Origin of the sequence: Saccharopolyspora taberi, from assembly GCF_039534165.1 — a bacterium.
In the GTDB taxonomy this organism is placed as follows: Bacteria; Actinomycetota; Actinomycetes; order Mycobacteriales; family Pseudonocardiaceae; genus Saccharopolyspora_D; species Saccharopolyspora_D taberi.
On sequence record NZ_BAAAUX010000019.1, the window covers coordinates 532,765 to 559,374 of the forward strand.

The following is a 26,610-nucleotide window of genomic DNA, read 5'->3' on the forward strand; positions in this document are numbered from 1 at the left end:
TTCGCCGATGAGCATGCGTGAACTGCGCCGTCCGCACCGGCTGCGGCCCGGCGACACGGTCGCCCTGGTGGCTCCGGCCGGACCGGTCCCGCCGGAGCTGCTCGACACCGGCCTGGAGCGGATCCAGGAGTGGGGCGTGCGGGTCGCCGTCGGCAAGCACGTGCGCGAGCGCCACCCGCGGCTGGACTACCTCGCGGGCACCGACGCCGACCGGGCCTTCGACCTCCAGCAGGCGTGGTGCGATCCGGAGGTCCGCGCCGTGTTCTGCGTCCGGGGTGGCTACGGCTGCATGCGGGTGCTCGACCACCTCGACTGGGCGGCGATGGCCGCGGCCGGACCCAAGATCCTGGTCGGCTCCAGCGACGTCACGGCGCTGCACGACGCCTTCGCGACCCAGCTGGGCCTGGTGACGATCTTCGGCCCGATGCCGGCCACCCGCGCCTTCGCCGAGGACCCGCCGGCCCGGGAACACCTGCGGCGCACGCTGTTCGAGCCGGAGCGGGTCACGATCCTGACCCGGTCCGGAGCCGACGCGCTGGTCCCCGGCCGCGCGCGCGGCATCACCTACGGCGGCAACCTGAGCATCGTCGCGGGCGCCCTCGGCGCGCCGGACGCTCCCACCCCGCCGGAACGCGGCCTGGCGATGCTGGAGGACGTCACCGAGGCCCCCTACAAGCTCGACCGGTTCCTCACCCAGCTGTTGCGGGCGGGCTGGTTCGACCGGGCGGGCGGGATCGCGCTCGGGTCGTGGACCGACTGCGGCCCGCCGGAGCAGGTCCGGGCGGTGATGGCCGACCGGCTCGGCGAGCTGGGGATCCCGATCGTCTGGGAGCTCGGCTTCGGCCACTGCGACGCCCAGCGCACGATCCCGCTCGGCGTCGCCGCCGAACTCGACACCGACGCCCGCAGGCTGAGCATCCTGCAACCGGCGCTGCTGTAGGAAGTACCCGTGACCGACGTGATCATCCGCCGCGCCACCGGCGCCGACGTGCCCGCCATCGTCGCCCTGCTCGCGGACGACGAGCTCGGCAGCACCCGCGAGTCGCCGGACGACCTCGCGCCCTACGAGCACGCGTTCGCGCAGATCGACGCCGACCGCGGTGAACACCTGGTCGTCGCCGAGCGCGATCACCAGGTGATCGGCACCCTCCAGCTGTCGCTGCTGCCGGGCCTGTCCCGCAGGGGCGCGCTCCGGGCGCAGATCGAGGGCGTCCGGATCGCCGGTTCCGCGCGCGGCCTCGGTCTCGGCGAAACCCTCGTGCGCTGGGCTATCGACGAAGCACGATCCCTGGGCTGCGTACTCGTCCAGCTCACCTCGGACAAAACCCGCGGCGACGCCCACCGGTTCTACGAGCGGCTCGGCTTCACCGCCTCGCACGAGGGCTTCAAGCTGCCGCTGTGACCGCGCTCAGCTCCCGGCCTTGCGCCGGGCGTAGTGCTGGCGCGCCTTCTCCCGGTTGCCGCAGCGCGCCATCGAGCACCACTGGCGGTTGCGGGCGGGCGAGGCGTCGACGAACCGGATGCCGCAGCGGTCCGACGCGCAGATGCGCACCCGCTGCGCGCGTTCCGCGGTGATCAGGTCCACCGCGTCGGCCGCCAGCGCACCGAGCGCGGCCCGCACCGGGTCCGCGGGCGGCGGCGTCCACGCCACCGCGGAGCCGTTGCCGGCGAGCCGGATCTCGGTCGCGGCGCGGTGCCGGTCGCGGGCGAAGGAGTTGATCAGCTCGACGTCGGCCGGGTCCGGCCGCTCCGCGCGGACCGCGCGGTCGACGGCTTCGCGGAGCTCCCGCGCCGCCCGCAGCTGGTCCTCGGCCGGCACGGCGTCGGCGAGTTCCGCGCGGCGCAGCCACTCGGCCAGGTCGGCGGGTTCCCGGAGCAGTTCGCGGCCCGCCAGGTACCGGTCCCGGACGGTGTTGACCAGGTCGAGGCAGGGACGTCCGCCGTCCCACACCCAATCGCCCATGCGTCCTCCGTCCTCCGCATCCGCATTGTGCCGTCCGCCCAGTCGGCTACGATTCTAACCGTCTTAGACAGTTAGGAGTCGTGAGATGCACGTCAGCGAACACGTGACCAGCGCCAACGGGGTGCGGGTGCACTACCGGCGCGCGGGCGAGGGCCCTGGGCTGGTGCTGCTGCACGGGTGGCCGCAGACCGGGCACTGCTGGCGGCGGGTGCTGCCGGAGCTGGCCCGCACGCACACCGTGATCGCCCCGGACCTGCGCGGCTACGGCCGGACCGACAAGCCGCGCGACGGCTACGACAAGCGCACGATGGCCGCCGACATGGCCGCGCTGGTCGAGCAGCTCGGGTTCGGCGAGGTCGACGTCGTCGGCCACGACCGGGGCGCGCGGGTCGCGCACCGCTGGGCGCTGGACCGCCCGGAGCAGGTCCGGCGGCTGGGGGTGCTCGACATCATCCCGACCCGGGAGATGTGGCGGCGGCTCGACGCCGGGGTGGCGCCGGGCTACTGGCACTGGCTGTTCCACCTCCAGCCGGACCTGCCGGAACGCCTGGCGGGCGCGGACGTCGCCGGGTACCTGGGGTACTTCTTCGAGCACTGGACCCACAACCGGCACGGCCTGGAACCCGAGGCGGTCGAGGAGTACGTGCGGGCGTTCTCCGTCCCCGGGGCGCTGCGGGCGGGCTTCGACGACTACCGCGCCTCGTTCCCCACCGACGCCGAGCACGACGACGCCGACGCCGAGGCGGGCCGCCGCCTGACCATGCCGGTGCTCGCCCTCTGGGGCGCGACCGGACTGCCCGCCCGCCTGCCGATGCTCGACGTCTGGCGCGAGTACGCCGACGACGTGCGCGGCGCGGGAATCCCGGAGTGCGGCCACTTCCTCGCCGAGGAGCGCCCCGGCGAAGTCCTCCGCCACCTCCGGGAGTTCCTGGCCGCCTAGGTGTGTCCGGCCGCCGAGCAGGCCCGCGCCGACCTGCGCCGGGCACTGGAGGTCGGGAGGAACACCTAGGGTTGGCCCCATGCGTGTCCGCCCCGTGTCCCCGGAACTGCTGGTGTCCGAACTCGTGGACCGCATCGAGTCGGTGGACGCGCGGTGGCCCAGGGTGGCCGTCGACGGCGCTCCGGAAGCGGGCACCTCCGAGCTCGCGGACGCGCTCGTCGAACCGCTGCGGGTCCGCGGTCGCGACGTCGTGCGGATCCGGATGAGCGACTACCTCCGCCCGGCGTCCCTGCGGCTGGAACGCGGGCGCGAGGACCCGGACTCCTACTACGAGGACTGGTTCGACCTCGCCGGCCTGCGCCGCGAAGTGCTGGATCCGTTGTCCCGCAACGGGACCGGCGAGGTCCTGCCCGCGCTCTGGGATGCCGCGGCCGACCGGTCGCCCCGGCTGGACCGGGTGCGGCTGGCCGACCGCGGCGTAGCCGTGGTCGACGGCCCGCTGCTGCTCGGCGCGGGGCTGCCGTTCGACTTCGCGGTGCACCTGTGGCTGCCGCCCGCGGCGCTCGAACGGCGGGTCACCTCGTGGCAGCTGCCCGCTTTCCGGCGCTACGCCGACGAAGTCGGTCCGGAGCGGGTGGCCGATGCGCTCGTCCGGGCCGACCGGCCCGGGCGTCCCGCCGTCGTCGACAGTCTGGAGTAGCGGCGGTTCTTGAGCCCGGAGGGTCGCTTGCTGTCCGCGGGCGTCGCCCTCCGCCTAGTCCCGGTAGAAGCGGGTCTCGACCTCGCCGGACCTGGTGATCCAGCCGTACTTCGCCGAATCTGTGCTCGGTGCCGCGAACTCGCCGTCCCGGCCGAGCGCGATCAGCGCGCCGTCGCCCTCGGCGCGGACCACCCGGTCGATCGCGGCCCGCGCCGCGTCGGCCACGTCCAGTCCCCGGTGCTCCATCTGCACCGCGACCTCGCGGGCGGCGTTGGCCCGGATGAACGATTCTCCCTTGCCCGTACCGGAAACCGCGACGAACCTGCTGTCCGCGTAGGTTCCCGCACCCGCGATCGGCGAGTCGCCGACCCGCCCGACCATCTTGTTCGTGAGGCCGCCGGTCGAGGTCGCTGCGGCGAGGTCGCCGTGCGAGTCCACCGCCACAGCCCCGACCGTGCCGTGCTCCTCGCCCGCGACCGCGGCGGCGTCCCGCTTCGCCTCCAGCAGCGAGTCCCAGCGCTTCTGGGTCCAGAAATAGTCCTGCGTAGCGGTTTCCAGCCCGCTTGCCGCCGCGAAGTCGTCCGCCCCCTCGCCCGCGAGCAGCACGTGCGGCGTCTCGTCCATGACCAGCCGGGCCGCCTTGACCGGGTTCTTGACGTTCTCCACCGCGGCGACGCCGCCCACGTCGAGGTTGCGACCGTCCATGATGGACGCGTCCAGCTGGTGCTCGGCGTCGGTGTTGAACACCGCGCCGCGCCCGGCGTTGCACAGCGGGTCGTCCTCCAGCACCACGACGGCCGCCTGCACTGCGTCGACTGCCCGGCCGCCGCTGCCGAGCACCTCGTGCCCCGCCCGGAGCGCCTTCTGGAACATCGCCTCGTACTGCGCGCCCACCTCCGGCGGGGTCTCCTCCCGCACCAGCGCATCCGTTCCACAGTGGACGGCGAGGCTGACCTCGTGCGCCTCTCCCCCGGCCCAACCGGAACTGGCGCTCAGCGCCAGGATCGGTACCGCAACCACGCCGCCCAGCACGGCCACACCACGACGAGTCATGCGAATCTCCTTGTCATGCGGGGCACCCGCACCCGGTCGGCCATCACGAGCGGGGAACAAGCGTCGCTCATGACGACCTCCAGGTCATGCGGGACACCCGCACCCGGTCGGCCATCACGAGCGGGGAACAAGCGTCGCTCATGACGACCTCCAGGTCCGCCAACGATCCCGGAATCACAGCACCAGATCCCGCGTCGCCGGACAAGGCTTCAGTCCTCGGCGAACCGCCGGACCGTGGGCACCGCGGACAACAGCGTCCTGGTGTACTCGTGCTGCGGATCGAGCAGCACCTGCTCGACCCCGCCGACCTCGACGATCTCGCCGCGGTACATCACCGCCACCCGGTCGGCGATGTTCCACGCCAGCCCCAGGTCGTGGGTGATCACCAGCGTCGACAGCCCGCGCTCGACGCGCAACCGCAGCAGCAGCGCCAGGATCTCCCCGCGCACGGTCGCGTCCAGCGACGCCACCGGCTCGTCGGCCACCAGCACCTTCGGCTGGAGGACCAGCGCACCGGCGATCACCACCCGCTGCCGCTGACCGCCGGAGAGCTCGTGCGGCAGCCGGGGGAAGAACTTCTCCGCCGGGCGCAGCTCCGCCGCCTCCAGCGCCGCCGCGACCAGCTCCCGCTCGTCGCCCTCGATCCCGTGGATGCGCAGCCCCTCGGCGACCGCCTCGTAGACGGTGTGGCGCGGGTTGAGCGCACCCGTCGGGTCCTGCAGGACCAGCTGGACGTGCTTGCGGTACTCGCGAAGTCCGGCAGCCGAGGTCGGCAGCGCGGAACCGTCGAAGTGCACGGCACCGCCGGTCGGCTCCTGGAGCCCGAGGAGCGTCCGGGCCAGCGTCGTCTTGCCCGACCCCGACTGCCCGACCAGCGCGACGATCTCGTTGTCAGCGACGTCCAGATCCACTCCCCGCACCGCGCGCACCCGGTTACCCGAGCGGTCGGTGAAGTCCACCGACACGCCCTTCGCCGCCAGCAGCGCAGAGCCGGCGCCTTCCCCGCTGGTGTAGCGGAAAGCGGGATCGCCGACAGTGGGGAACGCGTCGGCCAGCGCGCGGCTGTGCGCGTGCTCGGGCTTGGTCATCACCTGGTGCGAGGGGCCGTGCTCGACGATCCGTCCCTCGTACATCACCGCCAGCCGCGCGCAGCTGACCGACAGCACCGACAGGTCGTGGCTGATCATCATCAGCGAGATCCCGCGCTCGGCCACCAGCCTGCTCATCAGCTCCAGGATCTGCGCCTGCACCACGACGTCCAGCGCCGTGGTCGGCTCGTCGGCGATCACCAGCCGAGGCTCGCACGCCAGGGCCATCGCGATCATCACCCGCTGCTTCTGGCCACCGGACAGCTCGTGCGGGTAGGCGTCGGCGCGGCTCGCGGGCAGCTCGACCTGCTCCAGCAGCTCGGCGACCCGCTTGCGCAGGTCCCCGGTCGAGCTGGAGTGCAGCCGGATCGGCTCGGCGATCTGCGCGCCGATGGTCCGCACCGGGTTCAGCGCGTGCATCGCGCCCTGGAACACCACCGACGCGCTCGCCCACCGCGCCGCGCGCAACTCGCCGAAGGTCATGGACCGGACGTCCACGCCGTCCAGCAGGACCTCGCCGTCGATCACCGCCGACTTGGGCAGCAGCCGCAGCACCGACATCGCCAGCGTGGTCTTGCCGCAGCCGGACTCCCCCGCCAGTCCGAGCGTTTCGCCCTGCTCCAGGCTGAAGTTCACGTCGTGCACGGCGGGCACCAGCCCGCCGGCCGTCCGGTAGGACACCGACACGTCGCGCAGTTGCAGGATGGGACTCACGCCTGCCCCCGAAGCCTCGGATTGAACACGGATTCCAGCGCCCGGCCGCAGAGCGTGAAGCTCAGCACCACCGCCACGATCCCCAGGCCCGGCGGCAGCAGGTACCACCACGCGCCCGCGGTGACCGCGCCGGTGTCCATCGCCGACTTCAGCATCGAGCCCCACGACACCCGGCTCGGGTCGCCCAGCCCCAGGAACGACAGCGTCGACTCGGCGATGATCGCGCTGGCCACCTGCAACGTCGTGTTGGCGAACACCAGCGGCAGCACCGCGGGCAGCACGTGCCTGCCGATGACGTGACCGGGTCCGCCGCCGAGCGCACGCGCCCGCTCGATGTAGGGGCGGGCCTCGATGGTCAGCGTCTGCGCGCGCACCAGCCGCGCGGTCGCGGGCCAGGCCGTCACGCCGATCGCGAGCACGATCGTCGGCAGCCCGCGCGCGAGCACCGTCGACAGCGCGATCGCCAGCACCAGCGACGGCAGCACCAGGAAGAAGTCGGTCACCCGCATCAGCACCGTCGAGGTCCAGCCGCCGAAGTGCGCGGCGGTGACGCCGAACAGGGTGCCGATCACCATCGACAGCAGCGCCGCCGACAGCCCGACCACCAGCGACACCCGCGCACCCCACCAGGTCAGCAGCAGCACCGACCGGCCGGACTCGTCGGTGCCGAGCCAGAACTCCGAGCCCGGCGGCTGCAACGCCTCGCCGGTGGCCCGGGTGACGTCGAGGCCGGAGGCGTCGGTCAGCAGCGGTGCCAGCAGCGCCAGCGCCGCGATCAGCACCAGCAGCACCAGGCCGGTCAGCCCGGCGCGGTCGCGCCGGAACGCCTGCCACATCTCGTCCGCCCGCGCGCGGCGGCGCTGCCGGGCGATCTGCTTCGCGGTGGCGGTCATGACTCACGCACCCTCGGATCCAGGCCCCGGTAGAGCATGTCGGCCAGCACGTTCATCAGGATCACGCTTCCCGCCATCACGATGAAGATCCCCTGCAGCAGCGGCAGGTCCGGCACCCGCAGCGCCTCGAACGTCAGCAGTCCCAGGCCCGGCCAGGAGAACACCGTCTCCACCGTGATCGCGCCCATGACCACCAGACCCAGCCGCAGGAAGATCAGCGTCACGGTCGGCAGCAGCGCGTTGGGCACGGCGTGCCTGCGCCGCACCAGGTCCTCGCGCAGCCCCTTCGCCCGCGCCGTGGTCAGGTAGTCCTCGCCCATCTCCTCCAGCAGCGACGAGCGCATCACCATCAGGTACTCGGCGTAGATCACCGCCACCATCGTCAGCGCGGGCAGCACCAGGTGGTGCGCCACGTCGAGCACCTGCGGCAGCAGGCCGTCGGGCACGTCGGGCGAGGAGATGCCGCCGACCGGGAACAGCCCGGGGAACGGGCCCATCCCGACGCCGAAGACCATCAGCACGATCAGGCCGAGCCAGAACGTCGGCACCGACCACAGCGTCAGCGCGATCGAGGTCGAGGACTTGTCGAACGCGCTGCCGTGCCGCCACGCCGCGCGCGTTCCGGTCCACAGCCCCAGCACCACCGCCAGCACCGTCGCGGTGCCGACCAGCAGCAGCGTCGGCCCGAGCCGTTCCAGGATCAGGTCGCCGACCGGCCGGCTGTAGGTGTAGGAGGTGCCGAGATCACCGCGCAGCAGGTTCCCGAGGAAGTCCAGGAACTGCTTCCACAGCGGCTGGTCCAGGCCGAACCGCGCGCGCAGCGCGACCAGCTGGTCCTCGCTGACCGGCGCACCGCGCGTCATGGTCCGCGCCGGATCGCCCGGCATCACCCGGAAGAGGAAGAAACCCAGCACCGCCACGAGGAACAGGCTGACCAGCCCGCCGCCGAGCTTGGCCGCGAGGAAGGTGCCCAGCCCGCGGCGGGCGCGTCCGGGCTCCGGTGCCGCTTCGGGGGCGTTCGCCAGTAGGTCCGCCACGTTTCACTCCCGGTTGTCCGCGGTCGCCCGCCTGCGGAAGACGACGAGCACCACGACGACACCGGCGAGAACCACCACCCCGCCGAGCACCAGGGCGGCGGTGCCGTAGTCACCACCGCTCGCGTCCGACCTGGCCAGCTCGGTGGGCTGGGCGCCGTAGTAGCCCCAGTAGCCCTGCTGTCCAGTGATAACGCCTTCGTTCGCCGGTTGCATGGTGAAACCGCTGAACCGGTCGCTGCGGTAGGCCTCCAGCGAGTTCTGGTAGTACAGGATCAGCCCGGCTGCCTGGTCGTAGAACCGCTCCTGCACCTGCTGCACCGCGGCCCGCCGCGCGGTCGGGTCGAACTCGCCGAGCTGGCGCGCGTAGGCGTCGTCGTACTGCTTGTCGCAGAGGTACGTGTCGACGTTGCCGCCGCCGTCCGGGCTGGGCCGCGCGCCGCAGGTCTGCAACCGCAGGACGTAGTCCGGGTCGGGGTTGGCCGACCAGCCGCTGATCACCATGTCGAAGTCACCGGCGGTCGTGCGGTCGTTGAGCTGGTTGTCCGACACCGGCTGCAGTTCGACGGCGATGCCCAGCTCGCCGAGCCACTGCTTGACGAACTCACCCACCTGGGCGTCGGCGGACTCGTCGCCGTGCAGCACGAAGTCGAAGTTGAGCGGTTCGCCCTGCGGGGTGCGCCGGATGCCGTCGGCGCCACGCGCGTACCCGGCCTCGTCGAGCGCGCGGTTCGCCGCGGCGATGTCGAAGCGCCGCGGCTGCGGCGGGGTCCAGTGGTAGTCGGAGAAGATCGGCGGCAGGTAGCCGCCACCGACCTGGCCGTAGCCGCCCAGCACCCGGTCCACCAGCGCCTGGTGGTCGATCGCCTGGTCGATCGCCCGCCGCACCCGGACGTCGGTCAGCGCGGGGTGCCCGGTACCGATCCGGGCGCCGGTGCTGTTGGCCGCGCCGGGGTTGAGGATCAGCTCGTAGAAGCGCCGCCCCTGCCCCTTGACCTGGGTGATGTCCTGCTCGCCCTTCAGCGCGTCGAACTGCGCCGGGGTGAGCTTCTGCACGACGTCGATCTCGCCCTTGCGCAGCGCCTGCACGGCGGCGTCGCTGTTCTTGAAGTTGACGAAGCGCAGCTCGTCGATCTTGGCCGGACCGCGCCAGAACTGCTTGTTGGCGCGCAGCGTGAGGTACTGCTCGGGCTGGTACTCGGTCAGCGTGAACGGACCGCTGCCGACCACCGGCTCCTGGTCGTTCGGGAAGCCCGCGACGTCACCGATCTTCGACCAAACGTGCTCGGGCACGATCGGGGCGTCGATCGCCAGCATGGTCGCCTGCGGCGTGCGGGTCCTGATCACCAGCGTGCGGTCGTCGGGCGCGGTGACGGTCTCGAAGTTCTCCACGAAGTTGCCGTTGGCGGTGCCCGCCGCCGGATCGGTCATCATCCGGTTGAACGTGTACGCCGCGTCCCGGGCGGTCACCGGCGCTCCGTCCGACCAGGTGACGCCCGGCCGGATGTGGAAGGTCCAGGTCAGCTTGTCCGGCGAGGGCTCCCAGCTCTCGGCCAGCTCCGGCACCGGGGAGAAGTCGTGCTGGCTGTAGTTGGTCAGCGTCGGGTAGATCAGCCGGAACACCTCGGTCGAGGCCAGGGTGTAGCCGAGGAACGGGTTCAGCGAGTCGAACTGCTGCTGCAGACCCACGCGCAGGGTCGCACCCCGCTCACCCTCCTGCGCGAAGGCGGGCGCCGAGGCCGGGAAGGCCAGCCCGACCAGCAGCACCGCCCACAGCACGGCCAGTTTTCTTCCCACGTCAAACCACTCCTTCGCGGCGAGTGAGAAGAAAGAACCATCAACGGACCGTGTTCGTCAATGCTTAACAGGGAATGTCGCCGGGTCTCGCCACCTGGTTGCACCGAACCGTTACCCGGCGAAATCCCGGAACCGGCGGATCAGGCTTCGCCCCACCGCGCAGTCTGCCACTCGACCGCACCGGGCCGCTGCCCGCCGCGGGCGAATTCCACCAGTGCGGCGCGCAGATCCCGGAACCGCAGCACCGAATTCCGCGGGAACCGCAGCGCGCTCCCGGCGTCGAAGCGCAGCGGCGGCGCCTCCGGCAGCGGCTGCGGGTTGAAGGTGTGCCAGGACAGCAGCTCGCCGTCCTCGGTCTCCTCGGTGTAGTTGAGCACCCCGACCTCGGCCTCGGGGTCGGTGACGACCCGGATCTGCTGGAACGGGCCCGCGACCTCGTCGTTGTCGAACGGCCGGTCCCACACGAAGAAGTGCCCGGCGCCCGGACCGCTCGGCCGCAGCACCTTGTTCACCAGGTTCGCCTTGTCGTCCTCGGAGTGGGCGTAGTGCCGCTCCCCGTCGACCACGGCGGTCGCGACCGTGATGCCCAGCTCGGTGTTGCGGGCGCCGACGGCTTCGGCACGCAGCCCCTCCAAGCACTCGCGCGCCTCGCGCAGCGCCCGCATCGCGGCGCCCTGGTGGTACACCAGATCGCCCCAGTACGGGTGCCCCTGGACCTTGTTCAGGTCCCCGTAGACGGCGTTGGTGGTCTCGATCAGCTTGTCGACGACGTCCAGCGGAACATCGGTCAGCCGGGCGAAAACCGACGCGGGAGGTTCGAACAGGCCGGGCTCGTCTTGCGATGGCGGATTCGACATGCCTTCCCTACATCCAATGGCTCGTGGGCGTCCACTGGTTCGCTGGGGACACCCCGGACTTGTTGCGCGAAGGACTCCGCCGGCCATGATGCCAAGTCGTGCCGACCAACCGACCAGCAGCACCTTGATCGCGCCAAGACTACCGCGAGTGACACCGCGGATCCGCAGCGCCACCGGGTGCTCAGCTCGCTCGGCCGCGCACCTCGTTCACCGCTTCCACGGGCGGGTCGTCCTCGGCCGTCATCGACAGCAGCGCGGCGGCCAGGGGATCGGGATCGTTGAACCCGATCTCGTGCACCACGTCGTCGGGCATGCTCAGCATCGACAGCGCGACCCCGAGCAGACCGGCCTCCAGCAGACCACCGCCGCGGCGGCTGATCCGCTCGCCCACCGCGGCGTGCAGGTGCACCGCGGTGTCCACGTTGGCCAGGCCGATCTCGCCGAGCGCGGCGCGCACCTCCGGCCGCCGGACGCCTTCCAGGTGCAGCTCGAACAGCGCGAGGAACCGCGAACGCGCCTCGGTCACCATCCGCCGCAGCATCGTCGCGTACAGCTTGGCGATGTCGGCCCTGGTCACCTCGGCGGGCATCTGGTCGCGCAACGCCCGGAGCGCGGCGGTGTGCTCCTCGGCGATGTGCCGGGCAGCCGCCACGAGCAGCGAGCCGCGGGTCGGGTGGTAGTTCTTCGTGGTCCCTTCCGGCACCCCGGCCTCGCGGTCGATCGCGCGGTGCGTCAGGCCGCGGCCACCTTCGCGCGCGAGCACCTCGATGGCGCATTCGGCGAGCAGTTCGCGTCGATTGCCTCGCTGTGGCATGTATCCCCTGGCGGATCGGTCTTCCGGCGTGATCAACACCCTAGTCCGGGAACCACAGCAGTGGTGGGCCGGGTGCGGACGCCGGTTGACCTCGCTCCGCGCATTGGTATAGACCTCTTTGTGTCCTGATCGCCGCTCTCCGGGGAGTGCCCTGCCATGCCCGAAAACGCGCCCGCGCACGCCGAACCCTGCCTCGCCCACCTCCGCCGGATCGGCGCGCACAACGCCACCCGGCTGCGCGAGGCAGCGGGGGTGCTGGCCGACCACATCAGCGCCGACGGACTGGTCTTCACCGCGGGCGCCGGGCACTCGCTCGCCGCCGTGATGGAGACCTTCTACCGGGCGGGCGGCCTCGCCGCGGTCCGCCCGCTGTACCACCCGGACCTGCTGCCGCTGCACGGCGCGGTGCCCAGCACCCGGACCGAACGCCGCACCGGGCTGGCCGAGGAGATCATCACCGAAGCCGGCTTCCGCGGCGGCACCGACGTCCTGGTCGTCTTCTCCAACTCCGGGGTCAACCCCTACCCCGTCGAACTGGCGATCACCGCCCGCAAAGCGGGCTCGCAGGTCATCGCCTTCACCTCGCCGGCGGCCAGCGCCGAAGCCCCGAAGCGGGCGGGCACCACGCTGGCCGAGCAGGCCGACATCGTGCTGGACACCCTCGTGCCCGGCGGCGACGCGAGCTACCCGGCCGAGTCCCCGGTGACCGCCCCGCTTTCGTCGCTGGCAAACGTGTTCCTGTGGAACATGCTGCTCGTCGAACTGCACAACACGGCCGGCCAGCGGGACCTCGCCCTCCCGGTCTGGCGCAGCTCGAACACCGTGGGCGGCGACGAGGCCAACGCCGCGAACCTGGAGAACTACGGCAAGCGCGTTCCCGGACTCCTGTAAGCGAAAACGGGAACGGGCCCGCGGTCGAACACCGCGGGCCCGTTCCCGTGTCGTCGGCTAGGAGCCGAGCAGCTCCGCCATCTCCGCGATCCGGCGCAACTGCGCCGACCGCTCCGCGGCGAGCTGCTGCTCCGGTTCCACCGCCTCCTCGGCCTGCACCAGCAGGGCCAGGGTCTCGCGCGCCGCGCCCGCGGCCGGCTGCGCGACGGCCTCGGCGAGCTGGTCGACGGCGCTCTCCAGCTGATCGGCGGGCACGACCGTGTTGGCCAGGCCGATCTGCGCCGCCTCGTCGGCGGTGACCTCGCGCCCGGTCAGGCAGATCTCCACGGCCTTGGCGTAGCCGACCGCGCGGACCAGCGGCAGCGTTCCGCCCAGGTCGGGCACCAGCCCGAGGCTGGTCTCGGCCATCCGCAGCCGCGCATCCGAGGCGAGCACCCGCAGGTCGCAGGCCAGCGCGAGCTGGAAGCCTGCGCCGATCGCGTGGCCCTGCACGGCCGCGATGGTGACCCGGTCGGGCTCGCGCAACCAGCTGAAACCCTGCTGGAACCCGGCGATCTCGGCATCGGCCTGTTCGGTCGGCCGCTTGCCGAGCGAGATCAGGCCCGGTGAGCCGTCGACGTCCTCGGTCCCGAACAACCTGCGGTCCAGACCCGCGGAGAACGCCCGGCCTTCGCCGCGCACGACGACGACCCGGACCTCGGGATCGAGTTTCTGCCCGATCTCACGCAGCGCGAACCACGTATGGGGGGTTTGCGCGTTGAGCTTGTCCGGGCGATTGAGAGTGATCGTGGCCCGCCGACCGTGGATCGTGAGCCCCACACCGCCACGATCCAACAGGTCGGCGTCCACTGTCGACTCCGCCACGCGGGCCTCCGATGCAGATGTGCGTTGATCGGTCGGCGACTAGCGTACCCGCCGATCAAGGAGCTTCCGCGTGCGCACGGCGCCGACGGCACCAGGCGCGACGCCCGGTGCTGCGCAGTTGGTGACAGGCGACGGTCGTGCTCACTTCTTCTTGGTGCGGGTCGCGCCCCCGCGACCCCGAAGCTGCACGCCCGATTCGCTGAGAACCCGGTGCACGAATCCGTAGGACCGGCCGGTCGCCTCCGCCAGAGCGCGGATACTGGCCCCCTTCTCGTACTTCTTCTTCAGGTCACTGGCAAGCTTGTCCCGTGCGCTTCCGGTGATTCGCGCACCCTTCTTCAGGTCAGCCACAGTGTCCCCGCCTTCCCTCCGAGCAGGTCGGGCCGCTCGCGACCCCTGTCAGCGCAATGATCGAACAGGAAGGCCGCAAACGCCAGGCGATCATGGAAAAAGATCCGCCATCAGCCGAGGTTCACACCCCGGCGATCACCGGAATGCACTAATCCATCCGTAGTAGCCACCGGCGCCTGCTTGCACGTGGTATTGGCCGCCGAACCGCTGCGTGCCTGGTGAGAACGCGGATCATCCGCCGGGTGACCCACATGGCGGGTCCGGCCGGGGCCCCGCGCCGACTGCCGGACGCCACCGCGCACCGGCCTCGGCGCTAGGCCAGCTGGACCAGTTCCAGGTAGTCGTCGGACCAATGATCCTCGGTGCCGTCGGGCAGCAGGATCACCCGCTCGGGCTCCAGCGCCTCCACCGCGCCGGGGTCGTGCGTGACCAGCACGACCGCCCCGGTGAAGCTGCGCAGCGCGTCGAGCACCTGCTCGCGGCTTGCCGGGTCGAGGTTGTTCGTCGGCTCGTCGAGCAGCAGCACGTTGGCGGCGCTGGAAACCAGGCCGGCCAGCGCGAGCCGCGTCTTCTCCCCGCCGGACAGGGTGCCCGCGGGCTGCTGGAGCTGTTCGCCGGTGAACAGGAAGGCGCCGAGCAGCGTGCGCAGCTGCTGCTCGGGGGCGTCCGGGGCGGCCCTGCGGACGTTCTCCCAGACGCTCGCGTCGTGGTCCAGCGTCTCGTGCTCCTGCGCGTAGTACCCGATGCGCAGGCCGTGACCTGGGACGATCTCGCCGGAGTCAGCGTTCTCCATGCCGCCGAGCAGGCGCAGCAGGGTGGTCTTGCCCGCACCGTTGAGCCCGAGGATGACGACCTTGGCGCCGCGGTCGACGGCCAGGTCCACGCCGCTGAAGATCTCCAGCGAGCCGTAGGACTTCGACAGCCCGTCGGCGGTCAGCGGGGTGCGCCCGCACGGTGCCGGTTCGGGGAAGCGGATCTTGGCGACCTTGTCCTGGGCCTGCTCGGCCTCGAGGCCGGACACCAGCTTCTCGGCGCGGCGCGCCATGTTCTGCGCGGCGACCGCCTTGGTCGCCTTCGCCCGCATCTTGTCGGCCTGCGCCATCAGCGCCGACGCCTTCTTCTCGGCGTTGGCGCGCTCGCGCCTGCGGCGCTTCTCGTCCGCGGCGCGCGCCTCCTGGTAGCGCTTCCAGTCCATGTTGTAGACGTCGGCCTCGCCCCGGACCGCGTCGAGGAACCAGACCTTGTTGACCACCGCGGCCAGCAGGTCCACGTCGTGGCTGATGACCACGAGACCGCCGTCGTGGGCTTTGAGGAACTCGCGCAGCCAGTTGATCGAGTCGGCGTCGAGGTGGTTGGTGGGCTCGTCGAGCAGCAGCGTGGTGGCGGACTTGCCGCCGGGCCCGGCCTCGGACGCCGCGAACAGGATGCGGGCCAGCTCGACCCGGCGGCGCTGACCGCCGGAGAGCGTGCGCAGCGGCTGGTGCAGCACCCGGTCGGCGAGCCCGAGGTTGCTGCAGATCCGGCCCGCCTCGCTCTCGGCGGCGTACCCGCCGCGCGCGGCGAAGCGCTCCTCGAGCCTGCCGTAGCGCGCGACCGCCTTGTCGCGCTGGCGGTCGTCGGCCAGCTCGGCCATCTCGGTCTGCGCCTTCTCCATGTCCCGCAGCAGCTGGTCCAGGCCGCGGGCGGAGAGCACCCGGTCCTTGGCCGTCACCGACAGATCGCCCTCGCGCGGGTCCTGCGGCAGGTAGCCGAGCTCGCCGCGGCGGATCACCTCGCCCGCGTAGGGCTGGCCCTCACCGGCGAGCACCCGCAGCGTCGTGGTCTTGCCCGCGCCGTTGCGGCCGACGAGACCGACGCGGTCGCCGGGCTGGACGCGCAGGGTCGCCTCGGAGAGCAGGATGCGGGAACCCGCACGCAGTTCGAGTCCGGTGGCAGAGATCAAGGAAAACTCCGGGAGTCGGTGGTCGAGCGATCACATGCGAACGCCCACCGGCCGAGCCCGCGGCAGGCGCGGGAACCGGTGAGCGCGGTCGCCGCTAATCGGCGTGCCAGGTTCTTCTGGTAACCCGAACCCGGACTACTGGACGCTCATGAACCACCAGTCGAGTGTACCGACGGGCGTCCAGCGAATTGTCCGCACGTCGCATAGCCCTGCTCACACATCGCGGATCTCCACCTCGACGGCCACCGCGCGCCGGGCCGCCTCGTCGAGCACGGCCCGGCGGGGTTCGGGCACGTCGAGCACCCGCGGCTGGGCCGACGACAGCAGCGCGGTCAGCCGGGAGTCGGCGCGCAGGGCTTCGAGCGCCTGCCGGTCGCCGCCGAGGACGATCCCGTCCAGTTCGCGCTCGACGGGCAGCAGGATCCGCGCCACGGCGTCGGCCGCCGCCTCCAGCGACCGCCGCGACTGGCCTTCCCGGCGGCGGGCGAACCGCTGCTGCGACCACCCGCCCGCCTTGTTCCGGCCGTGCACGAGGTGGCGATCGGTCGACGACTGCTCGACCCGGCCGCCCCGGCTGATCCCGACGCTGTGCGCGCCGAGCCGGACCAGCACCAGCCCGATCCGCCTCGGCGCGGTCACGTGGTCGACCAGCGACTCGACCGCGAGCCCGTCGTGCTCGCCGTGCGGAGGCGGCAGCGGGCCGAACGGGACCGCGACCGCGGCGGTCGAACCGTCGTCGGCCTCGGCCTCGACCCGGTCGGGCCCGACCAGAGTCCGCCTGACTCCGCCGTGCCCCTCGGCGAAGCGCCGGAACCAGCCCTCCAGCCGCTCCGGCGCGACCTCGACGGCACGGCCGCCACCGGGAAGTTCCCTGACCTTGGGCGGCATCGCCTGCACCCATCCTCACGAAGCTGCCTGATCCGCACGGAACCGCCTGTCACAGGACGGCCTGTCACAGGACGAAGGTGTCGCTCCACAGCTGCGTGGTGCGACCGGAAAGGGCCTCCAGCAGCGCGGCGGCCTGCTCGTCGGTCAGCGACGCGACGAAGTCGATGACCGCGCGGCCCCGGGCCATGCGTTCGAGGTGCCGCTCGCGCTCCGCACCTGAGGGCAGCGTCTCCCCTGGCCGCACCAGCGCGTCCGGGGCGTCGGTCTGCAACGCGCGCAGTTCGTCGCGGGCACCGTCGAACAGGTCGCGCAGCCGGTACGGCAGCCGGGCCGCTTCGCTGCGGTCGATCAGCCAGTTGTCCAGGGCCTCCACGAGCTTGGTCAGCAGCCGGTCCTGCCCGCGCTGGTGCAGCGCCAGGTCGGGGCGTTGCAGCACGAACCGCCGGTGCACGAACTTCAGCACCTGGACCTCGTGCCACTGCTCGACCGCGAGCGCGACGTGACCGGACCTGGTGGTCGGGTGCTCGTCGAGCCGGATGCCCTCCACGAGCCGCCGCGTCCACTCGCCGGAGAACGCCGCGACTGCCTGCTCAGCCTGCTTGGACCGGTCGAAGGGGACCTCCAGCAGCTTGGTGACCAGGTTCGCGACCACCTTCTTGACGGCGCTGACGAACGCCTCGTCGTCGGCGATCCACGCGTCCTTGGCCTTCAGCCTGCGGCGCAGCCGCTCCAGCGACAGCCCGGGCCTGCTGCTCGCCGCGGCCAGCTCGGCGTCGGTCAGCGTGCCGAACTCGGCGAACTGGCCGAGCCACGCGGTCAGCTCGTGCGAGACGGTGGTGTGCTGGAGGATGCCGACCCGGTGGAAGTCCTCCACGTCGTGGATCGCGTAGGCGATGTCGTCGGCGGTGTCCATGATCGACGCCTCGACGGTCTGCTGCCAGTCCTCGATCCGGCCCGCGAAGGCGGCGCGGCAGTCCTGCATGTCATCCAGTTCAGTGATGTAGCAGGAGAACTTCGCGCTTCCGGTGCCCGGCGCCTCCTCCGGTTCGGAAGCCCCGCGCGGCGGCGAGGGCATGTGCCGGGGATGCGGTTGCGGCCGGGCGAGCCGGGTCCACGGGTACTTCAGCAGCGCCGCGCGGACCGCCGCGGTCAGGTCGAGCCCTTCGGCCTCGATGCCGCGCACGTCGATCCGGCTGACGATGCGGAAGGACTGGGCGTTGCCCTCGAACCCGTCCGGCAGGGCGAACCGCTCCCGCGCCAGCCGGTCGAGCACGGCTTCGCCGAGGTGCCCGAACGGCGGGTGGCCGAGGTCGTGGCCGAGCGCGGCGGCCTCCACGACATCGCCGTCGAGACCGCCGAGGCGGGACAGGGCGTCGGCGTTGGCCGGATCCCGCAGCAGCCGTTCGGCCAGCGCCCTGGCGACGTTGGCGACCTTGAGGCTGTGGGTCAGGCGGTTGTGCAGCAGCAGACCCGACCCGCTCGGGCTGACGACCTGGGTGACGCCGCCGAGCCGCGCGAAGAACGCCGAGCTCGACACCCGGTCCCGGTCCGCCCGGAACGGGTCGACCGCCACGTCGCCGGCCAGCTGCCGGTGTCCGGTCCGTTCGCTGCGACGACCTGTCCTGGATGGTTCCGAGCTCAGCATGGCAACACGCTAGTCGAAGCCGCCCGGTCGGACGGCACCGCGCACCGCCGCCGTGATCTCATGCTCACGTGGTGGATGTCGTAGTCGTGGGCGCGGGTCCCGCAGGCCGCGCGGTCGCAGCCGCGTGCAGCGACACGGGACTGCGGGTCACCCTGATCGACCCGAACCCGAGGCGGGTGTGGCCGCACACCTACGCCTCCTGGCGTGACGAGCTGCCGGCGTCGGTGCCGGACACGGCCATGGCCGAGGTCATGGACCGGATGCGGGCGGTCGGCACCACGCAGCACGAGTGGGCGCGGCCTTACGCGGTCGTGGACAACACGGCGCTGTGGAAGCACCTTTGGCGCGAGGACATCACCGAGATCGCCGGGCGGGTCGTGTCGGCGGAGCACGGCCCCACCGGATCGACCGTGCGTCTGAAGGACGACCGCAGGATCGCCTCGGCAGTGGTCATCGACGCCTCCGGCGCCTCCCGGATCCTTTCCGGAGGACGACCGCCGCGCACTCCCGCGCAGCAGACCGCCGTCGGCCTCGCGCTCGACGAGGACGCGGTGGCGGACCTGGTCCCGCCGGGCACCGGCCTGTTCATGGACTGGCGGCCCGCACCCGACACCCGCGGCGGCTGGCCCACGTTCCTCTACGGCGTGCGCCTCGGCGACGGCCAGGTGCTGCTGGAGGAGACCTCGCTGGCACGCCGTCCCGCGCTGCCGCTGGCACTGCTGCGCAGGCGCCTGCGCAACCGGCTGGCCGACGCCGGGATCGCCGTGCCGGACGCCGCCGCCGAGGAGCGGGTGCGGTTCCCCGTCGACGACCCGCTGCCCCGGCCGGGACGGGTGATCCCGTTCGGCGCGACCGCGGGCCTCATCCACCCGGCGACCGGCTTCAGCATCGCCAGCTCGCTCCGCCAGGCGCCGTGGGTCGCCGCCGCGATCAGCGCAGGGCTGCCCTCGGGACCGATCGCCGCGTCCCGGGCGGCGTGGTCGATCCTCTGGCCGCCGCGCGCGCTGGCCGCGCACTCTCTGCGCCGACGCGCGCTCCAGGCGCTGCTGGCGTTCCCACCGGAGCTGGTCCCCGAGTTCTTCGAGGCGTTCTTCTCGCTGGACCTGCGCCACCAGTGGGCGTTCCTGTCCTCAGACGGCGACCCGGCCGCGACGGCAGCGGCGATGACGGCACTGTTCGGGCGCGCGCCCTGGCGGATCCGCCGTCGGCTCGTCGCCGGCGGGCTTTCGCTGGGACGCCCGCACGCCCATCACGGGCTCGGCGGTCTGTAAGCGCCTCGCCTCGCCGCTCGCGCGGAACGGCCGCGAACTCCACCGCCACGCCCCGCGCCCAGCCGAAGACAGAAGTCTCCGCGCGCATTGTGCCGGGCGGGCGTGAAGCGGCAGAGCCACTTCTCGCCCGGAGACCCGCTTGGGGACTGGGGCGGCGGCGAGCGCCGCAGAACCACCCGTTCTCAGAAACGCCCCGCGCAACCACACCAGCCACGCGACCACGACCCGCGCAACAGGACCAGCCGCGCGACCGCACCAACCACGCAGCAGCACCAGCCACGCGACCGCACGACGTGCGCCGCCGCACGACCCGCGCAACAGCACGACCGCACGACCCACGCACCCACACCCCGCAGGACCGCACGATCCATGCACCCACGCGACCCGCACGACCGCCCGCATGACCCGCGCCGCCGTCCAAGATCAAAAACGCCCGCCTTGGAGCCCACCCGAGCGTCCCCGTCGGACCGGAGCCGCTTCGGAGATCGGGACGCCACTAAGCGATCTCGACGTGGTGTTGATCGGAATCGGGGATCTCACTTCCCTTCGCCTCAGAATAGGACGAACCAATGTCGCGGCCCGTTCACATCCCATTGATCTCCGGCCGGAAGTGCGCGCCACCAACGGTAAATACCTGGCGAAGATCCGCCACAATTTGCCGGTTGTTGACAGCATTGGGCCAGCATTGGCACGTTTGTACCGATCTCGACCGCGAAGCCCCGACCGGAGAGCCCTCGAGTTCCCGCGAACTGGGAAAACGCCAATCTACACTACTCCGTTCCGTAAATGGTGAACTGTCGTCGCGCAACCCCGTTGACCTAGAATTCATCCGTCGCCCCGCGAACAGTCGACCGCGCTGCGGCAAACGCGCACGGAACGCGACGGAACGGTTTCACTTCGCTGTGTCAATCGACACAGTGCATTGGACCTCCTGCTGTTACAGGCTGGTCAGACCCGTTAAGTTGGGCCCTTGGACCCGCCGTCCTCGGAAACGAGGTGGAGCTGAGATGTCGGTGAACAGGTCGTGAACAAGCTCGATGGAGCGGCATGAGTGCGGGCAACATCGACTTCGTGCTTGCGCTGGTGGACGAAGTGCGCTTCGCGTTCCAGCCGTTGATCAACGTGAAGACCGGTGCCATCGTGGCGGTGGAAGCGCTCGCCAGGCCAACCGGTGCGCATGTGCACGACCTCTTCCGGGAGGCCGCGCGCCAGCGAAAGCTCACCGAGCTGGACGTCCAGCTCGCGGTCGCGGCCCTGAACTCCGCATCCGAACACGAGACCCTGCTCCCGCTGCACATCAACATCTTCGGCGGGACAGTGACCCACGACCTCGCCCGGCTCGACCTGCTGCGGGAGACCCTGCACCGCATCGGCAGGCGCGAGCAGGAGGTGACCCTGGAGATCGGGCCGCCGTTCGCCCGGCTGGAACCGGCCGACCTCATCGCCGGGGCGGAGAAGCTCCGGGCCGACGGCTACCAGATCGCCCTCGACGGCGTGGGCGAGGGCGACGTCCCGCTCACGCTGATCGCCGACATGCAGCCCAACGTCGTCAAGCTCGACCGCGCCGTGGTCGACGGCCTGCCCGACGTCCCCGGCCGCGTGGCGGTGCTCGAAGCCGCCCGGCACCTGTGCAGCTCGACGGACGCGCTGCTGGTCGCCGAGGGCGTCGAGAACGAGCGGCAGCTGACCGCGCTGCGCCGCAACGGCATCCGCCTGGTGCAGGGCAACCTGCTCGCGCCCGCCGCCCGGCGGCCACCGACCGTGCTGACCGTTCCCGGGCTGGCAGGCGAGGTCACCGATCCGCACGGGCCGTCGGTCTCCACGCTGGCCGCCGGACCGCGGGTCACCGAGTTCCTCTCCCCCGCCACGACCCTGCCCACCGACGTCACCGCCGACAAGGTGCGCCAGGTGCTGGCCGACCACCCCGAGATCAGCGGCGTGGTGCTGGTCGACGCGCAGAACCATCCGAAGTGGACGATCGAGCGCAACCGCTTCCTGCTCGCGGTGACCGGCCCCTACGGCCACGCCCTGCACGCCAAGCGCCCCGCGTCGCGGCTGGCCGACGAGCCCCGGGTGGTCACCACCGCCACGACGGCGATGGAGGCGCTGAGCCTGATCACCGGGTCCGACCAGTACCGGATGTACGACGACGCGATCGTGGTCGACGAGTCGGGCCGCTGCCTGGGCGCGGTCCGCGCGGGTCACCTGATCCGCGGCATGGCGGACCTGAAGGTCGAGGAGGCCGCCGCGCTGAACCCGCTGACGCGGCTGCCGGGCAGCGACGCCATAGCGCGCGACGTCGCCCGCCGGATCTCGGCAGGCGAGGTGTTCGCGGTGAGCTGGCTGGACGTGGACGCCTTCAAGACGGTCAACGACACCGCCGGGTTCTCGGCGGGCGACGACCTGATCCGTTCCATCGGCCGCAGCCTGACCGACGCCGCGGCCTCGTTGCGCTCGGTCCAGGTCGGCCACGTCGGCGGCGACGACTTCCTGCTGGTCTCCGACCTCGACGACCTGGTGCCGCTGTCGGAGATGCTGCTCGACCCGCCGCGCGCCGCGGGCGGGGTCGAGGTCAGCCTGTCGCTGGCGACCTTCGTGTGCACCCAGAGCGTGATCTCCAGCTACGACGAGGTGTCGCAGCAGCTCGCCCCGCTCAAGCGGCACGCCAAGTCGCTGCGCGGATCGAGCTGGGTGATGTCGCGCCCGGGCTCGGATCGCATCGACGTGTTGCGCGGCCAGGTCGAGCCGCCGCCCGAATTCCCTTCGCACGACCCGGAAAGCCACGGCTAGCCGGGCTCCCCAGCGGGTCGACCGCGGGTGCCACCGAGTCCACCGCGGACATGACATGGTCCACTGTGGACGAAATCGAGTCCGCCGTGGACGCGACCGAGCCAGTCGCGGATGCGGCCGATTCAGTCGCGGATGCGGCCGATTCAGTCGTGGACGCGACCGAGCCAGTCGCGAGCACCAAGACGTCCACTGTGGATGAAAATTCGCCATCTGCCTCATACCTACGATGATCCCGGATTCGAACTGACGTTCGCCATAGCTGGATCCGGTGAACCCGCGATCACTCGTCTTCCGCATTGCTCCCGCCCGAGGCCGCCTCATAGGTTGAGGAGGTTCGCCCCTATGACAACGTTGTCCACGGGAGCAGCCATGCCACGACGTCCGCGCCGCGTCTTCATCACCGCCTTGGCCGCGCTCACCTCGCTGGTCGCCGCGGGCGCTCCGGCCGTCGCGCAGCCCGCCGACCCGGTCGAGGCGGTGAACACCTTCACCGGCACCCAGGACGAGGGCAACACCTTCCCCGGCGCGTCAGCGCCCTTCGGAATGACGCAGGTCAGCCCGATCGGAACGCACTACGCGGGCTGGCAGTACCCCGACGAGCGGATCCGGGGCTTCGGCCACTTCTTCCTGTCCGGGGCGGGGTGCTGGGAACAGGGCGGGCTGATCTCGACCCTGCCGACCACCGGATCGATCGGCCCGGGCCAGGGCAACGACTTCGACACCACGCAGCCCGCCGAGTTCGACCACAACAACTACGCCGCCGCCTACACCCACGACGGCGAGGTCGGCGACGCCGGCTACTACCGGACCCGGCTCACCGACTACGACGGCATCGACGTCGAAGCGACCGCCAGCACCAGGGCGGGCGTGGAGCGCTACACGTTCGACGGTGCCGCGCCCGGCAACGTCTTCGTCAACGTCGGGCAGGCCAACGCCAGGAACCGGGTCACCGGCAGCGGGGTCGAGGTCGTCGACGACCACACCGTGCGGGGTTGGGTGCGCAGCATCGGCTTCTGCGGCGGACGGGAGTACACCGTCTGGTTCACGACCAGGTTCGACCGCCCGATCAGCTCTTTCGGCACCTGGCAGCCCGACGGCGGGCAGGCCGGGCGCCCCGCGGTCTCCGGTGGCGAAGGGCTGCGCGGGGCGTGGCTTTCCTTCGGGGAGCGGCAGGTCACGGCGACGACGTCGATCTCGCACGTCGACCAGGCGGGCGCGGACGCCAACCTCGCGGCCGAGGGAACCGACCGGGGCCGCCTCCTCGGCTTCGACGACATCCGCGAACGGACGCAGGACGTGTGGCGCCGCGAGCTCGGCCGCATCCGCGTGTCCGGCGGAAGTGCCGACGACCAGGCGGTTTTCGCGACCTCCCTGTACCACGTGCTGCTCCAGCCGCTGACCGCGAGCGACGCGGACGGCCGGTACCGCGGCTTCGACGAGCGGATCCACGTCGCCGACGGCTGGACCTACCACCAGTTCTTCTCGTTGTGGGACACCTACCGCACCCAGAACCAGTTGCTGGCGCTGCTCGTTCCCGGACGGGCGCGGGACATCGCGCGGTCGGTGCTCACCATCGACGAGCAGGGCGGCTGGCTGCCGCGCTGGGCGTACGCCAACTACGAGACCAACACGATGACCGGTGATCCGGTGACCCCGTTCCTGGTCGACCTGTGGCGTTTCGGAGCGCTGCGAGGGCTTGAGGAGCAGGCGTACCGGGCGCTGCGGCGCAACGCGGACGAAGTCCCTCCCGCGGAGTCGCAGTACGAGGGGCGCGCGGGCAACGAGTCCTACCTGTCGCAGGGATTCGTCCAGTACGACACGGATTTCCCGAAGAAGGGCCAGGACGTCGACCCGCACCACGGCGGCTCGGCGACGATGGAGTACGCGCTGGCCGACTGCTCGCTGTCCATCATGGCCGGTGCGCTCGGGCGGCAGGCCGACGCCGCGGAGCTGGCCGAACGCGGCCGGTCCTGGCGCAACGTCTGGGATCCTGCCGTCCACGACCCCGAACGCGGCTTCACCGGGTTCCCCCGTCCCCGCGTGCAGGACGGTTCCTGGGTCGAGCCCTACGAACCGGTGTCCGACGCCGGGTTCCACGAAGGCACCGCGTGGCAGTACCAATGGCTGACCCAGCAGGACGTGCCCGGGCTCGTCGACGCCGTGGGCGGTGCCGAGCAGGCGGGCAAGCGGCTGGACACCTTCTTCGCCTACGACAAGCTGCTGGTCGATCCCGCGCGCACGGCCCGCGAGGACTGGGTCATCGACCCGTACGACTACTACGGCGAATTCCGCTACAACCCCAACAACGAGCCCGACCTGCACTCGCCGTGGATGTACTCGCTGATCGGGCAGCCCGCCAAGACCTCGGCCGTCGCGCGGGCCCAGCAGACGCTGTTCACCAACGCACCGGACGGCGTGACCGGCAACGACGACCTCGGCACGATGTCGGCGTGGTACGTCTTCAGCGCGCTCGGCCTGTACCCGGCGGTGCCGGGGACCGGTCAGTTCGTGCTCAACGCTCCGCGGTTCGAACGGGCGGTGGTGGAGCTTCCGGGCGGGAAGCCGCTGACCATCACCGCTCGTGGTGCCGACCCACGCAAGCTCCAGTACATCGACCAGGTGCAGGTCTCTGGCGGTCCGCACGAGCAGGTGTGGGTCGGGCTGGAGCAGCTGCGCGGCGGGTCGATCGACCACTCGTTGTCGGACCGGCCGTCCGACTGGGGCACCGGTCCCGGCTCCGCGCCGGAATCGCCCTGCGCCAAGCGCTAACGTGCGGGGTGGAGCCGAACCGCATAAGGAGCCGGAATGTCCCGAGTGGGAGTCGTGTCCACCCTGCGCCGCTATCCGGTCAAATCGATGCTCGGGGAAACCGTGCAGTCGTGCGAGATCACCGCGCGGGGCGTTGTGGGCGACCGCAGGTACGCGCTGCTCGACGTGGAGTCCGGGCGGGTGGTCAGTGCCAAGAACCCGCGGCTGTGGCGCGGCATGCCGACCATCCGCGCTCGTACGGGCGAATCCGTCACCATGACGCTGCCCGACGCGACCGTGTCCGCCGCCGACTCCGCCGAAACCGAAGCGGTGCTCAGCAGCTACCTCGGCAGGAAGGTCGCGCTGATCGACCGCAGGCCCGGCGGCGCCATCCTCGAACGGTCCGACCCCGACGAGGTGCTGGACAAGGGGCTGGACGCGCGGGTGGCGGTCGCCGAGAACGAGTTCGGGGCCGCCGTTCCACCGGAGACCCTGGTCGACTTCGCCCCGGTGCACCTGATCACCACCGCCACCCTGGCCGCGATCGACGAGCACGCGACCGCTCCCGTCGACCCGATCCGGTACCGGCCCAACATCATAATCGACACGCCCGAGCTGACCGGCTTCGCCGAGAACGACTGGGGCGAGCGGCTGGTGCGGATCGGTGCCGAAGTCGTGCTGCGCGTGCTGATCCCGACGCCGAGGTGCGCGATTCCGACGCTGGCGCACGGCGATCTCCCGGTCAACCGCGAGGCGCTGCGCATCCCTGCCCAGCACAACCGGATGAACGTCGCCGGCTCCGGGCCGTCCGCGGTCGCGGGCGTCTACGCCGAGGTGGTCCAGCCGGGCCGGATCCGCGCCTCGGACCCCGTCGAACTCGGCTGAGACAACAGCGAGGGGCGCTCCCCCACTCGGGAGAGCGCCCCTCGAAAACTGCTCGGATCAGACCGTGAAGCCGAGCGCTCGCAGCTGCTCGCGCCCCTCCTCGGTGATCTTCTCCGGACCCCACGGCGGCATCCACACCCAGTTGATGCGGAAGTCGCTGACCAGGCCACCACCGGGTCCGGTGGTCAGCGCCGCGCGGGCCTGCTCCTCGATGACGTCGGTCAGCGGGCAGGCCGCCGAGGTCAGCGTCATGTCCACGGTCGCGGAGTTGTCCTGCTCGACGCGGACGTCGTAGACCAGGCCGAGGTCGACGACGTTGATGCCGAGCTCGGGGTCGACCACGTCGCGCAGGGCCTCCTCGACGTCCTCGATCGCGGCGAGATCGGCCTTCGGCGCCGGCGGCTCCGGCATGCCCTCAACACCGCGCTGGACGTCCTGGACCTGGGTCTCGTCGCTCATGATGCCTCCTGTGTTCTGCGGGT

The 26,610-nt window shown here is 71.5% G+C and carries 23 protein-coding genes; 9 read left to right on the top strand and 14 right to left on the bottom strand.

Annotated elements, in window-relative coordinates:
• Nucleotides 1-7: 7 nt before the first annotated feature.
• Together ABD691_RS24155 and ABD691_RS24160 are read left to right on the top strand one after the other, a co-directional pair.
• A complete protein-coding gene (locus ABD691_RS24155) occupies nucleotides 8-940 on the top strand; it encodes a S66 peptidase family protein (protein WP_344683357.1) in 933 nt (310 codons plus the stop codon).
• A gap of 18 nt (nucleotides 941-958) precedes the next feature.
• The gene (locus ABD691_RS24160) at nucleotides 959-1,402 is read left to right on the top strand and encodes a GNAT family N-acetyltransferase (RefSeq protein ID WP_344683522.1); all 444 of its coding nucleotides are present in this window, start codon (nucleotides 959-961) and stop codon (nucleotides 1,400-1,402) included.
• Between the two features lie 6 nt (nucleotides 1,403-1,408).
• On the opposite strand, the gene ABD691_RS24165 is transcribed toward ABD691_RS24160, so the two are convergent.
• Nucleotides 1,409-1,963, bottom strand: coding sequence for a CGNR zinc finger domain-containing protein (locus ABD691_RS24165; protein ID WP_344683358.1), 555 nt, complete (start codon nucleotides 1,961-1,963; stop codon nucleotides 1,409-1,411).
• Between the two features lie 85 nt (nucleotides 1,964-2,048).
• Here ABD691_RS24165 and ABD691_RS24170 point away from each other — a divergent pair, with 85 nt between their 5' ends.
• On the top strand, nucleotides 2,049-2,903 hold the full coding sequence (locus ABD691_RS24170; RefSeq protein WP_344683359.1) for an alpha/beta fold hydrolase: 855 nt from the start codon (nucleotides 2,049-2,051) through the stop codon (nucleotides 2,901-2,903).
• Nucleotides 2,904-2,982: 79 nt separating this feature from the next.
• Entirely contained in the window at nucleotides 2,983-3,603 is a 621-nt protein-coding gene (locus tag ABD691_RS24175) for a nucleoside/nucleotide kinase family protein (RefSeq protein ID WP_344683360.1), read from the top strand.
• Nucleotides 3,604-3,657: 54 nt separating this feature from the next.
• On the opposite strand, the gene ABD691_RS24180 is transcribed toward ABD691_RS24175, so the two are convergent.
• The 7 genes from ABD691_RS24180 to ABD691_RS24210 form a co-directional block, all read right to left on the bottom strand.
• Entirely contained in the window at nucleotides 3,658-4,656 is a 999-nt protein-coding gene (locus ABD691_RS24180) for an isoaspartyl peptidase/L-asparaginase family protein (protein ID WP_344683362.1), read from the bottom strand.
• A 209-nt stretch (nucleotides 4,657-4,865) separates the two neighbouring features.
• Nucleotides 4,866-6,458 carry a dipeptide ABC transporter ATP-binding protein gene (locus ABD691_RS24185; protein ID WP_344683364.1) on the bottom strand — a complete coding sequence of 531 codons (1,593 nt, stop codon included), beginning with the start codon at nucleotides 6,456-6,458 and terminating at the stop codon, nucleotides 4,866-4,868.
• Nucleotides 6,455-7,351, bottom strand: coding sequence for an ABC transporter permease (locus ABD691_RS24190; protein WP_344683366.1), 897 nt, complete (start codon nucleotides 7,349-7,351; stop codon nucleotides 6,455-6,457). Before ABD691_RS24190 ends, ABD691_RS24185 begins: the two co-directional genes overlap by 4 nt.
• On the bottom strand, nucleotides 7,348-8,388 hold the full coding sequence (locus ABD691_RS24195) for an ABC transporter permease (protein WP_344683368.1): 1,041 nt from the start codon (nucleotides 8,386-8,388) through the stop codon (nucleotides 7,348-7,350). Before ABD691_RS24195 ends, ABD691_RS24190 begins: the two co-directional genes overlap by 4 nt.
• A 3-nt stretch (nucleotides 8,389-8,391) precedes the next feature.
• Complete coding sequence (locus ABD691_RS24200) at nucleotides 8,392-10,182, bottom strand: ABC transporter substrate-binding protein (RefSeq protein ID WP_344683370.1); 1,791 nt, start codon at nucleotides 10,180-10,182, stop codon at nucleotides 8,392-8,394.
• Nucleotides 10,183-10,322: 140 nt separating this feature from the next.
• A complete protein-coding gene (locus tag ABD691_RS24205; RefSeq protein WP_344683372.1) occupies nucleotides 10,323-11,039 on the bottom strand; it encodes an Imm1 family immunity protein in 717 nt (238 codons plus the stop codon).
• 181 nt (nucleotides 11,040-11,220) lie between these two features.
• Complete coding sequence (locus tag ABD691_RS24210; RefSeq protein ID WP_344683374.1) at nucleotides 11,221-11,853, bottom strand: TetR/AcrR family transcriptional regulator; 633 nt, start codon at nucleotides 11,851-11,853, stop codon at nucleotides 11,221-11,223.
• Between the two features lie 156 nt (nucleotides 11,854-12,009).
• On the opposite strand from ABD691_RS24210, the gene ABD691_RS24215 reads away from it, so the two are divergent.
• Nucleotides 12,010-12,744: a sugar isomerase domain-containing protein gene (locus tag ABD691_RS24215; protein WP_344683376.1), complete on the top strand. Its 735-nt coding sequence runs from the start codon at nucleotides 12,010-12,012 to the stop codon at nucleotides 12,742-12,744.
• A gap of 57 nt (nucleotides 12,745-12,801) precedes the next feature.
• On the opposite strand, the gene ABD691_RS24220 is transcribed toward ABD691_RS24215, so the two are convergent.
• The 5 genes from ABD691_RS24220 to ABD691_RS24240 all read right to left on the bottom strand — a co-directional run bounded on the left by ABD691_RS24220 (nucleotide 12,802) and on the right by ABD691_RS24240 (nucleotide 18,434).
• Entirely contained in the window at nucleotides 12,802-13,608 is an 807-nt protein-coding gene (locus ABD691_RS24220) for an enoyl-CoA hydratase/isomerase family protein (RefSeq protein WP_344683378.1), read from the bottom strand.
• Nucleotides 13,609-13,749: 141 nt separating this feature from the next.
• Entirely contained in the window at nucleotides 13,750-13,959 is a 210-nt protein-coding gene (locus ABD691_RS24225) for a helix-turn-helix domain-containing protein (protein WP_009942935.1), read from the bottom strand.
• Nucleotides 13,960-14,272: 313 nt separating this feature from the next.
• Nucleotides 14,273-15,901, bottom strand: a complete 1,629-nt coding sequence (locus ABD691_RS24230) for an ABC-F family ATP-binding cassette domain-containing protein (protein WP_344683384.1) — start codon at nucleotides 15,899-15,901, stop codon at nucleotides 14,273-14,275.
• A 213-nt stretch (nucleotides 15,902-16,114) separates the two neighbouring features.
• Nucleotides 16,115-16,789, bottom strand: a complete 675-nt coding sequence (locus ABD691_RS24235) for an acVLRF1 family peptidyl-tRNA hydrolase (protein ID WP_344683386.1) — start codon at nucleotides 16,787-16,789, stop codon at nucleotides 16,115-16,117.
• A 64-nt stretch (nucleotides 16,790-16,853) separates the two neighbouring features.
• Nucleotides 16,854-18,434, bottom strand: a complete 1,581-nt coding sequence (locus ABD691_RS24240; protein WP_344683387.1) for a deoxyguanosinetriphosphate triphosphohydrolase family protein — start codon at nucleotides 18,432-18,434, stop codon at nucleotides 16,854-16,856.
• A 71-nt stretch (nucleotides 18,435-18,505) separates the two neighbouring features.
• Here ABD691_RS24240 and ABD691_RS24245 point away from each other — a divergent pair, with 71 nt between their 5' ends.
• The 4 genes from ABD691_RS24245 (at nucleotide 18,506) to ABD691_RS24260 (ending at nucleotide 26,128) form a co-directional block, all read left to right on the top strand.
• Nucleotides 18,506-19,705 (top strand): lycopene cyclase family protein, encoded by a 1,200-nt coding sequence (locus ABD691_RS24245; RefSeq protein WP_344683388.1) that lies wholly within the window; start codon nucleotides 18,506-18,508, stop codon nucleotides 19,703-19,705.
• Between the two features lie 1,047 nt (nucleotides 19,706-20,752).
• Nucleotides 20,753-22,495, top strand: coding sequence for a GGDEF domain-containing protein (locus ABD691_RS24250; protein ID WP_344683390.1), 1,743 nt, complete (start codon nucleotides 20,753-20,755; stop codon nucleotides 22,493-22,495).
• Nucleotides 22,496-22,864: 369 nt separating this feature from the next.
• On the top strand, nucleotides 22,865-25,264 hold the full coding sequence (locus ABD691_RS24255) for a GH92 family glycosyl hydrolase (protein ID WP_344683391.1): 2,400 nt from the start codon (nucleotides 22,865-22,867) through the stop codon (nucleotides 25,262-25,264).
• 36 nt (nucleotides 25,265-25,300) lie between these two features.
• Nucleotides 25,301-26,128 carry an MOSC domain-containing protein gene (locus ABD691_RS24260; protein ID WP_344683393.1) on the top strand — a complete coding sequence of 276 codons (828 nt, stop codon included), beginning with the start codon at nucleotides 25,301-25,303 and terminating at the stop codon, nucleotides 26,126-26,128.
• A gap of 57 nt (nucleotides 26,129-26,185) precedes the next feature.
• On the opposite strand, the gene ABD691_RS24265 is transcribed toward ABD691_RS24260, so the two are convergent.
• Entirely contained in the window at nucleotides 26,186-26,587 is a 402-nt protein-coding gene (locus ABD691_RS24265) for a metal-sulfur cluster assembly factor (protein WP_344683395.1), read from the bottom strand.
• Nucleotides 26,588-26,610: the final 23 nt, after the last annotated feature.

What these genes read in the sequence shown, in the direction of transcription:
- ABD691_RS24155 (WP_344683357.1), top strand. Translation starts at nt 8, where the DNA reads ATGAGCATGCGTGAACTGCGCCGTCCGCACCGGCTGCGGCCCGGCGAC.
- ABD691_RS24165 (WP_344683358.1), bottom strand. Translation starts at nt 1,963, where the DNA reads ATGGGCGATTGGGTGTGGGACGGCGGACGTCCCTGCCTCGACCTGGTC.
- ABD691_RS24170 (WP_344683359.1), top strand. Translation starts at nt 2,049, where the DNA reads ATGCACGTCAGCGAACACGTGACCAGCGCCAACGGGGTGCGGGTGCAC.
- ABD691_RS24175 (WP_344683360.1), top strand. Translation starts at nt 2,983, where the DNA reads ATGCGTGTCCGCCCCGTGTCCCCGGAACTGCTGGTGTCCGAACTCGTG.
- ABD691_RS24180 (WP_344683362.1), bottom strand. Translation starts at nt 4,656, where the DNA reads ATGACTCGTCGTGGTGTGGCCGTGCTGGGCGGCGTGGTTGCGGTACCG.
- ABD691_RS24190 (WP_344683366.1), bottom strand. Translation starts at nt 7,351, where the DNA reads ATGACCGCCACCGCGAAGCAGATCGCCCGGCAGCGCCGCCGCGCGCGG.
- ABD691_RS24205 (WP_344683372.1), bottom strand. Translation starts at nt 11,039, where the DNA reads ATGTCGAATCCGCCATCGCAAGACGAGCCCGGCCTGTTCGAACCTCCC.
- ABD691_RS24210 (WP_344683374.1), bottom strand. Translation starts at nt 11,853, where the DNA reads ATGCCACAGCGAGGCAATCGACGCGAACTGCTCGCCGAATGCGCCATC.
- ABD691_RS24215 (WP_344683376.1), top strand. Translation starts at nt 12,010, where the DNA reads ATGCCCGAAAACGCGCCCGCGCACGCCGAACCCTGCCTCGCCCACCTC.
- ABD691_RS24235 (WP_344683386.1), bottom strand. Translation starts at nt 16,789, where the DNA reads ATGCCGCCCAAGGTCAGGGAACTTCCCGGTGGCGGCCGTGCCGTCGAG.
- ABD691_RS24240 (WP_344683387.1), bottom strand. Translation starts at nt 18,434, where the DNA reads ATGCTGAGCTCGGAACCATCCAGGACAGGTCGTCGCAGCGAACGGACC.
- ABD691_RS24250 (WP_344683390.1), top strand. Translation starts at nt 20,753, where the DNA reads ATGAGTGCGGGCAACATCGACTTCGTGCTTGCGCTGGTGGACGAAGTG.
- ABD691_RS24255 (WP_344683391.1), top strand. Translation starts at nt 22,865, where the DNA reads ATGCCACGACGTCCGCGCCGCGTCTTCATCACCGCCTTGGCCGCGCTC.
- ABD691_RS24260 (WP_344683393.1), top strand. Translation starts at nt 25,301, where the DNA reads ATGTCCCGAGTGGGAGTCGTGTCCACCCTGCGCCGCTATCCGGTCAAA.
- ABD691_RS24265 (WP_344683395.1), bottom strand. Translation starts at nt 26,587, where the DNA reads ATGAGCGACGAGACCCAGGTCCAGGACGTCCAGCGCGGTGTTGAGGGC.